This is a genomic window from Candidatus Zixiibacteriota bacterium (assembly GCA_019038695.1).
GTDB lineage: Bacteria > Zixibacteria > MSB-5A5 > GN15 > FEB-12 > B120-G9.
This window is the reverse complement of record JAHOYZ010000054.1, coordinates 1-15,649: the sequence shown is the minus strand read 5'-3', so window position 1 is coordinate 15,649 and position 15,649 is coordinate 1. Positions and strand designations below refer to the sequence as shown.

8 protein-coding genes are annotated in these 15,649 nt (G+C 51.7%); 3 read left to right on the top strand and 5 right to left on the bottom strand.

Annotation, left to right across the window (positions count from 1 at the left end; translation table 11 throughout):
* Window positions 1–106: 106 nt before the first annotated feature.
* A complete protein-coding gene (locus tag KOO62_13485; protein MBU8934993.1) occupies window positions 107–1,843 on the bottom strand; it encodes a hypothetical protein in 1,737 nt (578 codons plus the stop codon).
* A 354-nt stretch (window positions 1,844–2,197) separates the two neighbouring features.
* Here KOO62_13485 and KOO62_13480 point away from each other — a divergent pair, with 354 nt between their 5' ends.
* Complete coding sequence (locus KOO62_13480) at window positions 2,198–2,626, top strand: peptidylprolyl isomerase (protein MBU8934992.1); 429 nt, start codon at window positions 2,198–2,200, stop codon at window positions 2,624–2,626.
* A gap of 186 nt (window positions 2,627–2,812) precedes the next feature.
* On the opposite strand, the gene KOO62_13475 is transcribed toward KOO62_13480, so the two are convergent.
* The 3 genes from KOO62_13475 to KOO62_13465 are packed head-to-tail and all read right to left on the bottom strand — an operon-like array spanning window position 2,813 to window position 9,988.
* A complete protein-coding gene (locus tag KOO62_13475) occupies window positions 2,813–3,802 on the bottom strand; it encodes a PorV/PorQ family protein (GenBank protein ID MBU8934991.1) in 990 nt (329 codons plus the stop codon).
* Between the two features lie 18 nt (window positions 3,803–3,820).
* Window positions 3,821–6,976 carry a hypothetical protein gene (locus tag KOO62_13470; GenBank protein ID MBU8934990.1) on the bottom strand — a complete coding sequence of 1,052 codons (3,156 nt, stop codon included), beginning with the start codon at window positions 6,974–6,976 and terminating at the stop codon, window positions 3,821–3,823.
* A gap of 18 nt (window positions 6,977–6,994) precedes the next feature.
* Entirely contained in the window at window positions 6,995–9,988 is a 2,994-nt protein-coding gene (locus KOO62_13465) for a TonB-dependent receptor (protein ID MBU8934989.1), read from the bottom strand.
* Window positions 9,989–10,535: 547 nt separating this feature from the next.
* Here KOO62_13465 and KOO62_13460 point away from each other — a divergent pair.
* Together KOO62_13460 and KOO62_13455 are read left to right on the top strand one after the other, a co-directional pair.
* A complete protein-coding gene (locus KOO62_13460; GenBank protein ID MBU8934988.1) occupies window positions 10,536–14,369 on the top strand; it encodes a dockerin type I repeat-containing protein in 3,834 nt (1,277 codons plus the stop codon).
* Between the two features lie 389 nt (window positions 14,370–14,758).
* A complete protein-coding gene (locus tag KOO62_13455) occupies window positions 14,759–14,950 on the top strand; it encodes a hypothetical protein (protein MBU8934987.1) in 192 nt (63 codons plus the stop codon).
* Between the two features lie 76 nt (window positions 14,951–15,026).
* Here KOO62_13455 and KOO62_13450 read toward each other — a convergent pair whose 3' ends face one another.
* Complete coding sequence (locus KOO62_13450) at window positions 15,027–15,419, bottom strand: hypothetical protein (protein MBU8934986.1); 393 nt, start codon at window positions 15,417–15,419, stop codon at window positions 15,027–15,029.
* Between the last annotated feature and the right edge of the window lie 230 nt (window positions 15,420–15,649).

The following is a 15,649-nucleotide window of genomic DNA, read 5'->3' as shown; positions in this document are numbered from 1 at the left end:
TTCCCGTTTACACGGGAATGACACAATTACAGACTTTGTACAATGACCAATCACGCGGGTCGGGAATGCTCCCGGCCCGCGTCATACTACTCAGATGGTCGGCTTGTCAGTCAGCCAGGGAAAGTGTAACACCCCAATTGACGGCATCCCGTGGTGGAGAGGAGTTCCAGTCACCAAATGAATGGGAATCATCAGAAACATAAACCACCTCGTACTCCCCTTTCCGCAGCAATATCTCGTCATCGAAGAGCCGGTTCTTGTCGGCCCCGCCAGCGTGGTCGGTACGCCGCCAGGTCATCTCCCAGATATCTCGCCCACTGTCCAGATCGACAATGTACGCGTAGTCATACATACGTCCACTGCTGCCTTCACCCAGGGCATAGATTTGCACCTGAGTATCTTCTTTCAATTCGAACCGGGCACGACGGTGTTCATTATCACCTACCCGCGTAATGCGAGCCAGAATGTCAGTGCCCTCCCAGAGGTCTTTCTCGTCTACAAGCTCAAATCCCTTTGGCGTACCCTTGCCCTCAGCATAAATAGACAGCCCATAGGCGTCAGCATCAAACGGGGCGGAAGCATTCCAGCGACGAGAAGAGTGGGAACCATCCGTAACGTAGTAAGCTGTATAAGTACCCGGCTCCAGCGTGATTACTCCGTCGAACATCATGTTCTTGGGCGCTCCCCCGGCGTGTTCGGTGTTTCGGTGGGTCATTTCCCAAGCAACCTGCCCTGTGCCAGCTTCCATGATCGTACCATAATCGACAAAATCTCTACCGCCGTGATCCATCTCACCAATCGCATATACCTGTAGATCTGTTACTTGGCTCAATTTGAAGGACTGTTCGTAGTAACGATTATCGCGCACGCGAGTGAATTCGATCAGGGGTTCACCGCGTCCGGGGATCTCGACGATCTCAAAAGCGGACTTGTCGAAATTCTTGCCGGGAAGAACGGTCAGTCCCCAGTTAAGCGGATCGTAGGGTGGGTTAACATTGAACTCTTCCCAGGAATGAGAATCATCAGAGACCATGTGAAGGACGTAGGTTCCCTTTTCAAGCATGACTTCGTCGTCATATAACTGGTTCTTGTCGCCTCCACCGGCGTGTTCAAGATCCCAGCGGTCGATCTGCCAGACCTTCTTGTGGGTGTCGGCATCTATGATCCATGCATAGTCAACAGGTGTTTTGTTAGACTCGGGAAACTCAATCAAGGCATAGATCCGTAAATTCATCGATTTACTCAGAGAAAAACCGGTTGTGAGGTACTCCGAATCACCCAACTGATTGTGACGAACAAGAGCATCGGGGAAACCACCGTCGGGACGAAACTCATCGATGTCGGAAGCAGATAACTCGTCAGAGGTCAGCTCCACATAACATTCTCCGACATCGCGTCGGGAGATTTCGTCATCATAATCACCGTCAAAGATGATTCCGAGCATGTCAAAAAACCCGACCTTCTTTCTGCCCGACCATCCGGTCTTATTCTTGACACTGAAGTAAAGTTCGTAGCTACCGGCATCGAGAAACTCGACGTCTTCCTGCCCGCGAAGTACTTTGCTACCGCGATAACGATCTGTACGGCTACTGCGCATCTCCCAGACAAGCTCACGGCTGTCCGAGTCGATAATCCAGGCGTACGCAACGAGATCCCGAGACAGGGGCACACGGATTCCGAGGGCATCAATATTGATCTCGGCCCCCTTCTTGAGAGTGAATCCTACTGATTCCAGATCGTCGAATGACAAATCTCTGATCTCAGCGACTGTCACACCCAACACGGAGCCAGCGGTTAGAATAGCAGTGGTAACGGCAATTGAAAGGGCTTTGACTATTTTCATACACGACCTCAAGTAGTATATACCAATCATATCATGACATAACATTACTCATGCCAAATAGATACGTTGATTCGTTGCATAGGTTGCAGAAGAATATTGACTCTTTTTGGGGCTCCGCTTCCCTCTCATGATGGGGGATACATCACCGTCGTCTATGTCAACCTCTATGGATGTAGACCGCCTCTGCTATATCAGTACAGATTCCGCTTGCACAGGTAGCAGGTACTGCCATAATATGTGCCAAACTAAGATTGGGTGGATTCATCACCCGAGCGATTCTCTAGCTGACTATGGATTTCGGTCCTCTCAGGTAGCGAATCAGAGCGTACTTACATTGAGGAATTGGAGGTTCCCATGAGTTTTGCAGCCGATGGAAACAATATCAAAGTACACTACACAGGCAAACTAGAAGATGGCACGATATTCGACAGCTCCAAGGATCGCGATCCTCTGGAAGTCAAACTTGGCACCAATGCCGTTATCCCTGGCTTTGAAAAGGGTCTGGTCGGTATGGAGGTCGGAGAGAAAAAGACGATCACCATTTCACCCGAAGAGGCCTATGGTGTTCGCCGTGATGATTTGAGCATGGAGGCCAACAAATCTGATTTTCCGGATGATATCACGCCCGAAGTCGGTCTACAGCTGGCTATGCAAAGACCCGACGGCCAGAATATGCCGGTGACGATCGTCAAGATTGAAGATGACAAGATTACCCTGGATGCCAATCATCCGCTAGCCGGTAAGACTTTAATCTTCGAAGTGGAAATGATGGAAGTGGTGTAAATGTAGACGGGGAGCGAAAAGCTCCCCATTCGGCGAAGAAAAAGGGCGGCAGAGAATGTACCATTTCTGGTGTTTTTCGCAGGCATCATATGTTCACCATTATCTGAAGACAATATCCTGCATGTCCGAAATAGAAAAAGCCGGGTGCTCTAAGCACCCGGCTTTGTTTCACAAAGGCTGTGATTCTTAGAAGCTGGCTTTCAGTGTCCAATACTGATTGGCGTCGAACACCTCAGTTTGGGTCCAGCAGTACTCAAGGCTCAGATCAGTGTCGCCGAGTTCAAACATGAGGCCTGCACCCAGTGACGCACCGTACATCCAGTGGTCCTGGTCGGCGTAGTTATAACCGGCGCGGAGTGAGTACTTGCCGTCGTAGACATACTCAAAACCACTCTGATAGTAGTCCTCGGAGAAGTTGTTGGAGCGGAAGTTGCCGGTGACGGTAGCCAGATGTTGGTCCTGGTCATACATGTTGTAGGCCATACCCATGTTGATCGAGCTGGGCAGCTCGAATTCTCTGGATTCCGCCGCCTGTGAACGACCATCGACATTGCTCAGAAAACCTTGTCCTGAGAACTTCATCGTGGGGCCGTAGTTCTTGATTGCCAGACCAACGGAGAAGCCTTTCCAATGTGGGTCATAAATAAAGCCAACGTCAAAGGCAAGGCCGGTCGCACGGACTTCAAAAATGTCCTCGTTGAGGAACATGGCTGTCGCACCGAACGAAACATTAGTTGTCAGTACCTTGGCATAGGTCACACCAATGGTAGCCAGGCTGGGCGAGAACATCCGTCCTGTTCCTTCCGGCTGTTCCTTGGTGGTTTCTTCCATCTCACCGATCGAGACGACCTTGGCCGAGATGCCGAGGACTCCGAAACCTTCGATGTAGGTACCCACGCCGCCGAAGTTGACGTCGATATTGGCCAGGTACGGCTGATGGGTGAACATTACATCGGTACCCTCAATTGAGGCCAGCCCGGCCGGGTTCCAAAAGATGGACTCCACACCGGACACGTTGGCAACTATCGAGCCGCCCATGGCCGTTCCACGCGAGCCGATCGGTATCAATAACTCTGAAGCTCCAGCCGTACCCATCCGCAACGAGTTCCCCGCGTACACGGGGCTGATACTTACGGCGAGGAGGACCAGTGCTAGAATAACGTATTTTGTTTTCATTAGTTCTTATCCTTTCGCCTAATAAGTCTGCAGGAGTTCTACTTCCGTGAAGACCGCTATCTTGCCGACCTTCTGGCCTATATCTGGAGCGTCAACTACCCACAGGTAGATACCGGAAGCAACCGGCAGACCGTTGGCCGTGTTGGCGCCCCAACTGGCTGTGCTGGTAGTTGGGTCATCCTTATCGATCTCGTATACGAACTCACCGGCCAGGTTGTAGATAGTGATTATGCACTCAGTCGGCAGGTTCTGGAACATTATCTGGTAGTTACCAATCGCCGGATCATACGGTCCATACAGATAGAACGGATTCGGCGATACCGTGATGTTGTCCAAAACATCTTCTGCCGTGGACGCGGTTATTATATCGGTATCAAACGTGAACTCGTCTGCTGCAGTAAGCACCCTGTTGGGATAGATAGCAAACTCATCCCCATCTTCGAATACCGTACCGCTGGTGCCATGTCTGTTCCAGGTGGCCCAGTACATGACCGGCATGGGATCATCAATGGCGTTCAACTGGTATTCAGCTTTTGGAGTTTCCTGATATTCGTCCAGGTAAATCCATAGCCATTCGCGGGGACCATCACCGGCGACATTATCGTACTCGGTGTGCATACCGGGCCAGTATTGTCCGTCAACCAAACCGTTGACAGCGTTGTTTTCGAGGTAGCCGACAGCCAGCCTCTGTGGTGGATCGATATCCATGTTCCAAGCGGAAAGCGGCATGCTCTTTTCAAAGTCCTGAAAACCGTAGCTGCCGCCCGGAGGATCCGGATCGACAATGTAGGGCTCGAATTCAGGCTGGGCCGGCGGTCCGGGGCCACGAAGATAACGATAGGCGTAGGAAACGTTCTCATGACTCGGGTCGAAAGTACCGTCTGCTGCAACTGGTGCTAGCTTAAGCAGAACGTTTGGTAGATTCTCTGGAGGTATCGGGTCGGCAGTGCCGAATCCGTTTCCGTCACCAGGACCACCCCAGCCGAGAGCACCGCGGAAACCTTCCCAACCGAACCCGTCTGCGTTACCCCAGGTAAATCGACGGGTGCCGTTTGGAATATCCCAACCCCAAGTTGTTTCATCGTCGGAGGCAAACATGTCTCCAGGCTTCACACCCGGAGCAGGTCCAGACGTTTTCACCAACATCCCGTCGACAATGACATAATCATCATCACCGCTGATATTCGTCTGGTCTATGAGGACGGTGTCATTAAGATCGGTGTCAATGAGATGCCAGTATGTAGTTCCGTCAATGACCTGAATGCCCACCTTATATGCGTGTCCTGTGAGTGCATAGTGGTCGATCACGAGCGGTACGATAAAACCGTCCGCGGTTCCAGCGGAATGATCATAAGCCAGTGTGTCGCCAAAGAAAACACTATATTCCTCGTCCGCTACCGGTCGCTGTGGTATCACAGAAACAGTAGTGGCTGATGTAAGTGTCTTAAACCCCCAGTCCTGGCTTTGGTCCACCGTGTAAGCTTCGACCTTGTAGTGGTATTTGGTGATGTTACGAAGAGGGCCACCCAGGACGTGGTCTTGTTCTATAAAGATATGGTGTTTTACACCCAGATCACCACCGTTCTTGACCAGGCGAATCTCCGGTACCGCAGTGACTGGGTCAAACACCTCGTCGAAAACGTTGACGATGCTGTTAACAAGATCAAAGGCCGCTACCTGAGTCCACGGTCCGGTCGATGTCGCACCTTGCCATATGATATAGCCTTCAAACGGATAGGTACCATGATCTGTCTCACATGTGTCAGTCCAACTGAGAGAAACACCTTCATTCTTGAAGCTGGCGTTCACAATCGGAGACGCCGGGGGAGACGGCAGCACAAAGTCGGCATCGTAGGCGATCTGTGCAAACCGGTCATTGAACTTCATCAGCGAGATCGACGTCAGACGGTCAATCGCTCGTCCGACCACAATTGCGGCAACAAATTCGGTCGAGTCGCCGGGTTCAAAAGTGATTGGACCGGTCGTCTGCATCCAGCGTCGGTCGGCCGGGTCATAGTCGATGTCACCGGTACCGGCAGTTGGATCGCCGGCATGCATGTACTTGGTGACTACGCCGTCGTACTCATACGGGTCCCCGTTGGCGTCCAGACCTCGCATGTAGTTGAAGGTCTCATTGAAGTCGTTGGGGTCCGTGCCGTTGATATACTTATTGAACGACGTCATCCCCATGTTGACATAGCCTGGCCATGTGGTACCCCACATCTTAGCCACGTCATTGTCGTCTCCAGTGAACATCAACGGTCCCTGGAAGAAATCATAACCGACAGCAGGAGGTGTGGCGCCATAGTGATTGGCGTCGTCGTTGTCGGAGTTATAAACATATCCCATTGACTCGTCAACGAAACACCCTACCAGGTCGTCGGTGTATTCACCCAGATCAGGATCGCACCAGAGTGAAAAATGGCAGTCTTCAATGGTGTTACCACCCTTGTTGAAAACCTGGAAGCGGATGAAGATGATCTCGCCGAGCGCGTCCTCACGATCGAACGCCCAGGTGGTCTGACGAATCTCGATGCCCAGCGGATCGGTTTCGCCGCTGCCGTTGTCGTGTGCATCCGGGTTGGCATCATTATAGACTGCCCAGAGCATCTGGTCGCCGATCATGTCGGGCTCGTCCTGGTCGTTCACCGGGGCGCCATCCCCCGCCGGCCAGTTCGTCCAGTCGGCATTGGGATTGTCTGTCATACTATCGGAATACAGCTTGTAGACCTTGTAGGCAGGGTCAGTGCCGAATCCCGGATTGAAGGTCCAGGTTGTATCGTCGCCTGAAACACTCACGAACTGGTCCATCGGACCCGGGACGTACTCATCGGAGTATTCGGCGACGGCCACCCGAATTTCGCTGTTGACAAGGCCACCGACCCAGAGACCGGAGGCATACAGTATGTAGTCGTCCAGCGATCCGTCATCGATGCTGGCATTGTCAACGTATGGATAGAACGTGCCTGCATCATGACCGAACACGCCCGAAAGGTCGCGGCAGAAATTGGCGTGGTTGGTCACGAACATCAATATCTTGTTGGCATTGATGTAGGTGGCGTTATCAACCACTGCCGCCAAAGAAGGCTCCGTTCTACTCTTATATGGCGGTGCCGCCACGAGCGGCAATGCCACAATGAAGATCAACAGAATTGTAAGCAGTTTTGTTTTCATTGTCTACATCTCCGTCGTTTAGAATGACGCCCGCAAACCAAAGAACACCATCCTCGGGTTGGAGTAGTTGGTTGCGTTGTGTTGTTTAAGTTCGTACGCATCGACATAGGCCTCGCCCTGGTTGGCGATGTTGGTTAGGCCGACCTCGGTATCCAGGTATCCGGTCCCATCTGGCTGGCCTGTGGTTTCATAAACGCCCATCACGTTTTCACGATCAAGCAGGTTCTTAACCCAGATGTACGGAACCAGGTCGAAATTACCGACCTTGAAGTTGCGTTCCAGCTTGACGTCGATATTAAAGGTCCAAGGGTTATCCGCCGTGTTTACACCTGCCGCCGGACCCGGTCGAACGGCCGACTCTACTGCCGCATCATACATGCTCATCGGCGTGTAGGGAGTTCCGCTGCCGGCGTATACGATGGCATTGAAATTGGTGTTCTCAAACGGGAAGATGTCTCCAAACCGAGGACCTTCCTGCTTACCCAGTCGCATATCAAACACGCCGGTAAGGTTGTGCCGCTGGTCGTAATCGAGCGGCGCCGTTACCTTCGGCGTGCCGGTCGGGTTGGACCAGTTGATTACGTAAGATGATTGTGCGTACGAACCGGTTCCCGTCGCCCAACTGAGAGTATACTTCAGATCGAGGCGGATTTTGTTCGTACGGCGCATGGCCAGATTGAAGTCAAGGCCTTTGATCGTACCGTAATCGATATTGTCGAAAACACTATAGGTGCGAATGCTTGAGTGCACGCTGTCATAAGTGTGAATCTGTGTTAGGTCTTGAACATCTCTGTAGTAGGCGTCGATACTAAAGGCGACGTTGTTGGCCAACTGATGGGTGATACCCACTTCGTAGAGAGTGGTTTTCTCTGGTTCCAGCCTGGGGCTGGGGAATGGAAAGTATGACCCGGCAGTTACCCGTGCTTCCCAGAAGTCCTGACCCACATACAGTTTGTTCAAGTCAGGACGTTGGAAAAACTTGCCAAAGCTCACGTGCATCTGAGTTCGATCCGATACCGGGAACGAGACACCCAAGCGAGGCGACATTCGATAGAACTTCTCAGTGTCCTCAAGGTCAGCCTCATCGAGCACGTCGGCCACGCCGAATTGATATGGATTGAGAGTGTCCTTGACGCGCTGGGTCCTGTAGTCGAAATAATCAAAACGCAGTCCGGCGTTAACCACTAAGCCTCGCCATTCGAACCGGTCCTGAACGTACATTCCAAGAAAGATGGGGTGTTTCGCTTCATTGAATATCCCCTCATCGTCGGATACGTTACCCAGACTGTCAAAACCATAACGGTTGACGCGGAGCTTCGAGTAACCCTGCGTGGCATCGAGATTGCGGAAATACCGCAAAATGTGTCGCTGGAAGTCGAAGCCGAGCTTCAACGTGTTGCGTTCGTCAGCCTGCAGGTTCAGATCACCTTTGACGCCAACATAGGACGACTTGCGATGGATAAACCCGCCCCAGTAAGGTGACTGGGTGGTTGTAACACTGTCAGTGAAAGTGATTACGGTACTGTCCTGGGGATTGGAGAAGGTTGTATCTTCGTCCACAACAACAGTATCGAGCCAATCGGCGTAATCCCAACCGGTCGTGTCCGGGTTGGCCACTACAATGATGTCCTCGAAATCCGTCCAGAACAGATCGTATTCTCCGAACTCCGGGTTGACGATATCATCAATCTCACCGTCCTCCCAGATGTACTTACGCTCATAGGCCTCGTAATCGTCGAAAACGACACCATCACCGCGAATCCGTTCGGTACTGAAGTAAGAACCACTCAGGTTGAAGAATGTGTTGGCATTCAGGGTGTGGGTGAATTTGCCGTTGACGCCGAGGTTTTTGTCCTCGAAACGAGGTGCATGAGCGGGATTGAGTGCCCACTCCTGACGGTACTGGCGCCAGTAAGTCTGCGAGCCGTTGCCCGAAAGTTGGAACTTCGTATTAGGGCTGAAATGATAGTCGATCTTCCCCTGATACGACCAGCTACTGAAGCTATTGCTGGGCAACCGTTGAGGATCATCGGAATACAACGTGTCCAATCCGAATGGCTGGCCCCAGACCTCGTGCATATCCTTGGTTGTCGTCGATGGGTTGCGGTCGCCCAGGAAGGTACGCTCGCCGGAGAGGAAGAAGTAGCCCTTATCCGATCCGGGGATGGGACCTCCGACATCGGCCGAGTAGAAGTTCTGATCGTAATTCTCATTCAAGACGTTATCCGACAGCACTTCCATGTTACCGTGGTATTCGTCGGTTCCGGAGTTGGTAACGACGTTAACGATACCGGAGGCGACATGACCATACTCGGCTGAGAAGGCTCCGGAAGTAACGGAGACTTCCTTGATAGCGTTATTGCTGAGATTGGTCGTCGAGGTTCCGGTCAACGGGTCCTGTTGCGAGAAGCCGTCCACGTAATAAGCGACTTCGGACGGGCGGCCACCGCGCAGGTTCAATTCCTGCGATCGGGCCGACTCGGCGCCTGGACGCTGCCCGCGATTGCGAACGGTGAAGTTGCCGGAGTTCGCCCGCACCACACTGTTCTGGATACCGACCAGTTGCTCCACGCCACGCGTCGGCAATGCCAATATCTCATCACGTTTTATGATGCTGACCGTAGTGGTCTTGTCCTTGATGACCATGGGACGTTCGGCCGTGACTCTGATAGTCTTACCGATGTCGGTTACTACGGAACTCATGGCCATGTCGTGATAACTGGCCAGATCAGCAGAGACCTCCACATTGGCGATCTCCACTGTGGCGTAACCAATAGCCGTGATCACCAGTGTGTACGTTCCTACCGGAACATTGCGGACAGTGTAGATACCATCCTGGTCAGCCACCGCTCCCATGTCGGTTTCTTGTATCGATACTGTTGCACCCATCACCGGCTGGTAGGATTCGGCGTCTGTGATCTCGCCGGTGATCTTACCGACCACGGATCCAAATACGAAGCCACCCGACAGGCATAGCAACAGTACGATAATCGGGATAAGTTTCAGGTTCATATCTTTGCTCCTATATAGTGAAGTGTTCACATGGTTTCCCTAACGTCGACAGCTGAAGCATACATTGCCTCCAATGATTTAAGATGATTTTGTGCATAACATTCCTTCATGCTGTTAAAGATGGAAGATATTACAATAATGAGTCAACAATAAATGCTGTGGCAAGATGATTAAGCAGACGGTGTTTATCGACCTGTCCGGGAAGGTAACCGCGTTCATTCTTAGTGATGTGGTATGCTGCTACACGCCGTGAGGAACACCTCGTACTTGTCTACCAATCGCCAATATGCACTTGACATGTTCTGCCACAGGTGCTATCATATTCAGTAGATGCAGACACAAATTAAGGCAGGAGTCTGCTATTGTTACTTCTTTTTGCGCGACCATTATTGAATTGCTTCTCGGATGCTACAGTTCACACATAGGCGTTGCCGTGATGTCAGCGCAACAGTGCCCCCGAAAAGTAGACATGTAATCTCTGAGACGGTTGACATTGAGACTGACAATTATTTAAACATATGAAACGCGAGGATTAAGGAGAGACAGAATGAGAACAATCGCTAAGTTGTATCTTATGGCAGCGTTGCTTTGCGGTCTGATCGTGACCACAGCAGCAGCCGGGGATGTTCGGGATGACGACAGAGTTGTAGACTCTAAGGTCATCAACTCTCAACAATACGCTTTCCCCGCCGAAGCAGGTGATCAGGCGCTGGGTTCATCTGGCGGTTCCAGCCGTGGTGTGGGACTAAAGATCGGATCAACCTGGTGGGATCAGCAGCAGATCGGCTCAATGGGACGGATGATCGACTACGGGATAACGCCATCAGATCCGTCGCAAATGCTGATGCACTTCATCTGGACCTGGGCTCCCGGTTATGATCCCACTTGCTTGTCGGAGCGTGCGTACCGATATGAGGCGTGGGATGCTGGCGCAGGAAACCTGCTTTTCTCTGGGGGGATTAATGCTCACCCTGCTAGTGAGTATGGAGGTTATGTTGGCATTGATATCACCGGTGAGAACCTGGCTTTGCTGGGTGGACATCTGAAGGACCTATCCGGTGGTGACTTCAACAGTACCTTCTTTCTGGATTACGCACCCGGCTTCGCATACTTTGCCTATCGTGATTCGATTCCCAATGCGCTGGGAACCTACTGTTCGGTCACTCCCCCTCCGCCCCCTGAGGACGGTGCCTGCTGGCCGAAGTTCCGACTCGTAGAAACACCGACCGACACTTTTTTGCATGTTATCGCGCTGGAAGGTGAACCAGATCCCGGCGACCCGGCGGCTCTGGCTTATTATCGCCTGGTGGGCACCCCTACCAGCCCAACCGCGACCTGGGACTTTCCCCCGTATTGTGTGGATACGGCATACGTTGTGGGTCACGACATTGCCGCTGACGATTACGGCAAAGTCGCCATAACGTGGATTGCACAGAAGCATGACGTTACCGATCCGTGTGGTGGCGGCGATACTTGTTCCGGCCTTGGTGGGGCGAACCCGCTGGTGGACAACGATGTATACTATCAAATCTCGTATAACGACGGCAATAACTGGAACCCTCGACAGAACATCACAAAGAACTACACCGGCGACCGACCGTATCGGCCATACACTGACCTTTCAGCCTTAATCGATTCGAAGAGTGATTTTCACGTTGCCTGGGGTTCGCGCGAGTGGGTCGAAGATGCCGGTCCGCCATACGAACTCACGGGCCAGATTTTTCATTGGTCCGAAGACAACCCGTTTATTCGCACGGTTCATCCTTTCTTGTGGAACCAACAGCCCGATTGCGATGGCGGCTACTGGATGTTATACGCCTCCAAGATGACGATATCCGAGTGCAACTACAAACTATATTGCCTCTTTGTCCAGTTCAACAATGTCCCCAACGGTGTTATTGATGACTGCGCTGATCCGTCCAGTCCCGGTTGGCCGACTGGATCTGCTAACGGTGATCTATGGATCTGTGTGTCCGATGATTACGGACTTACCTGGGACCTCGCTCGCAACCTGACCAACACCTATACTCCCGGATGTGATTCGGTCGGAGGAGAGGGCGGACCATGCGCCTCTGAAAACTGGCCGTCGATGACCAAGTTCGGCACCGACTTCTATGGAGATTTCACCGGTGTTCCCGTCATTGACCCTTCGGGATACTACACAGAAGATTGGTATCTTGACGTCCAATACATCCTCGATCAGAGCGCCGGTGCATATACCAATGGTCTTTGGCCGGCTCCGGGTTGGAAAAGTGATGATCGATCCGGTCCTCCAGGTCTTCCCTTCCAGGAAGGAAAATTCGCGGAAGCTGATGTCGAATGGTTCCGTCTGGCCTGTGTAGAGCCGGAAATGTCACCTGTCATAGTAGTCGATCCGTGCGTATATGATTGGCCGCTGTGGGTACAGCACGGTGCCCAGTTAGATACAACGTTGACAATTGAGAACACCGGTAATGCAATCCTCAACTACACCATCTCCGTCGAGGAAGATAACGGACCAGGTGGGTGGTTGGGTGTAGGCGGATTCTCAGGGATGTTGATGAGCGGCCTCGGCAATACTGAGACTGGGTTAGTCATCATTAACCAGGGCGGCATCGTCAACAGTCCCGGCACCGAAGTGGATCTGACTGGTCGTCTGATTATCAACTCGAATGCGCCTTCGTCTCCGGACACGGTCGAAGTAGTTGTGACTATCGGTGATATGCTTGATATCTTAAGACTGAACTCAAGTCTAGAGGAGGGACAATCCGGAGGAGTGGTACTTCAAGGTGTTCTGATGACCGATGGCACAACGCTGGAACTCTGGACTGACGCCACTTCACCCAAGATCAGAACAGATGTGTTCTGGGCTCATCACGTGAAACTAACCGATCCTGATTATCATCTTGGCGGCGTTCCCGATATCAACCACGGAAGGGAAGTCGAAATCGAAGGTATATGTACAGCAACAACATTGCCGGCAGTGGGACAGATGACAGAGGACTACCTTATCGGTAGTGTCAAGATCAACAGTGTAAACTTCCTTAGCGCCGTTATCCCGCCGATACCTTCCACACCAACCGACAATCGCGCGGTGCCGCCATCGCTTGGTAAGGAAGTACCCGATGAGTGCAAATTTGTGATACTTGTGACCGGCTACTGCGATGATGATTTTGTAAATGACATCAACCAGAAGTACGATTACAAAAAGAACTATGAGAATGTCGATCCGGATAACATTGTCGTTTTAGGTCCTGCGGCTTGTCTGGGAGACTTTGACGCTCCAGCCGGTACGACCGACGGAGCAGGCAACTTCACCAGCGGTGGTGCCTTCCCTGCCACTGAAGACAATGTCCAGAAGGCCTTCGATTATATCAAACAGCAGATGATCGCCAGTGGCTGTGCAGAGACTGAGTTCCAGTTCCACAGCGCGAGCCACGGCGGCGGCAATCATACTTCCCCGAACCAGAAATTTGCCGGTACAGCCCCCGATCCCACTGGTGACGGGTGGTGCGGCGGCCAAGTTGACGGTGTTGGAGGTGACGAGGCCAATCGGATTAGCGAAAATGACTTGAGGTTCAACAATGATGGACCAGGGACCTATGATACTGACGGCGACGGTGACGGAGATATTGAAATCAGAGGTGGTCCTCCGATCACTGTTTATCATGACGCCGATGGCGACGGTATCTTCGAAGAGGGTGAACTTGTTGGCACCGATACCAACGGTGACGGCTACGTCGATAAAAATGACGCAGATTGGACACCACCTGATCTTGATGGAACCGGCACAGTCAGTATGATTGGTGTCGATGACATCATTTCACTTGGCGTAGGCGGGTCATTAGTCGACGACGAGTTGGCTGACCTGATTAGTGGTTTAGTCAACACGCCAGGTACCGGTTTGACCAAGGAGAACTGTCGGGCGGAGATGGATCAGTGCTTCAGTGGCAGTTTCATTGATGACCTCTCAGGGTGCGTCGGGGAACACGGGACCGCATGCAAGGCGGGCGAGTATTCCTATGGCAACGGCAAACAAGGAGCCGAAGCTCATGGTGAGTATGAGTATCCCTTCATTGAGGCGCTAAAAACCGGCGCAACATGGAGAGAGGCACACGATGCGGCTGTTGAATCGGTCGAAGCCAACGAAGTCCCCGAAACACCACAATTCAGTGGTAGTGACGATTGCTGTGAGGGTATTCGCGGCAATGTCGATGGTATCGGAGATGTCAACATTGCCGACCTGACCTACCTTGTGGCCTACCTGTTCACTGGTGGTCCACCTCCTCCGTGCCTGGAAGAGGCTGACGTAAACGGCGATGGTGAAATCAATATAGCCGACCTGACTTATCTGGTTTCGTACTTGTTCACTGGTGGTCCTGCACCGGTGGCGTGTCCTTAGGAACTGCGGACAGATAGAATAGAGTAGATTGAAACAGCCACTCCTCATCACGAGGAGTGGCTGTTTTTTTGTTCAATTTCACAGAACATCTTATCGCCACTGGTATCTATTCTTATGTGAACATGGGCTTCTGGTGATATACGGAAAACATGCTATAAATGGGAAATATCGGTTAGAAAATAATAAAGCGGAGAGGCAGGGATTCGCCGCGCGGATTTTGGCGTAAATCATTGAGGGGCCTGAGATTGTATGTATTTCACTGCAGTAGCATAGGTTAACTTACGTCAAGTTACATGAAGTTAGATGAAGTAGGCGGTTAGAAAATAGTTTGAAAATCACAGCTAAACGTGCCAAAATTCTGGGGTTGTATTGATGAATCGCGGGACAAAATGAGGAATCTGAAGATTGGATTCGAGAAAGGAATGCGAAGCTGGAGGATGTACCACTCAGCACGAGGAGGTTATGCATTTGCAGATTGGCAGACAATCCTTTTGGTAGCGGTCTGGAATCCTCCGGGCTATCGCACCAAGACCATAGACATCAATCTCGGTTATGTCATCATGGTCATTATTAAACCTTAAAACAATCTTCCCTCCCGACCAGACATACCAGTCCGAAGTACACATACGTATCCATGCCCCACGCCCCTGCCATTCCTTAAGGAATCACAAACATCAGCAATTCGAAAAAGGCAATGAAGGGGATAAGGACGGCAAAAGGGTATAACATCACTATGCTGCCAACAGATCCAAGATACTTTTCAATTGTAAGCACGCCCCCTTTGTGGGCACACCAGTATGCACGCCAGATGAAACCCATCACTGTGAACACCAACAGAACCCACACAATGGGGAGGAGGATGGGCTTGAAGAGTACAGAGTGAAAAAACCACTCAGCTGTTGCTGGGATTTCCCAGTGCAAGTGTCGTATATCAATGTAACCTATGCAGAACCCAACCCCAACGAGTGTGGCAGCTCGTCCCTGCCACTTCTTCACTTCGCGCCAGGTTGCTTCTTCAGATTCAGCCTTTGACACCTCTTGCTCATCCATCAATATATCCTCCGCGTACGGACCCAGCTGTTAGTAACTTGAAATCCGATCATAACCTGATGTGTTACCGAGACCTGATTGTTGCCGCCAATGGTTACTGAAGGCCCCCACCCAACACATCCGGTCAGTTTGTACGCATTTCCCTCGAACGCGGGGTGGCCCACAGCTTGGGGCCTGTTGATAAACCCCGTTTTTGACATTCCTCACATTGTTACGTGTTGTATTGTCGA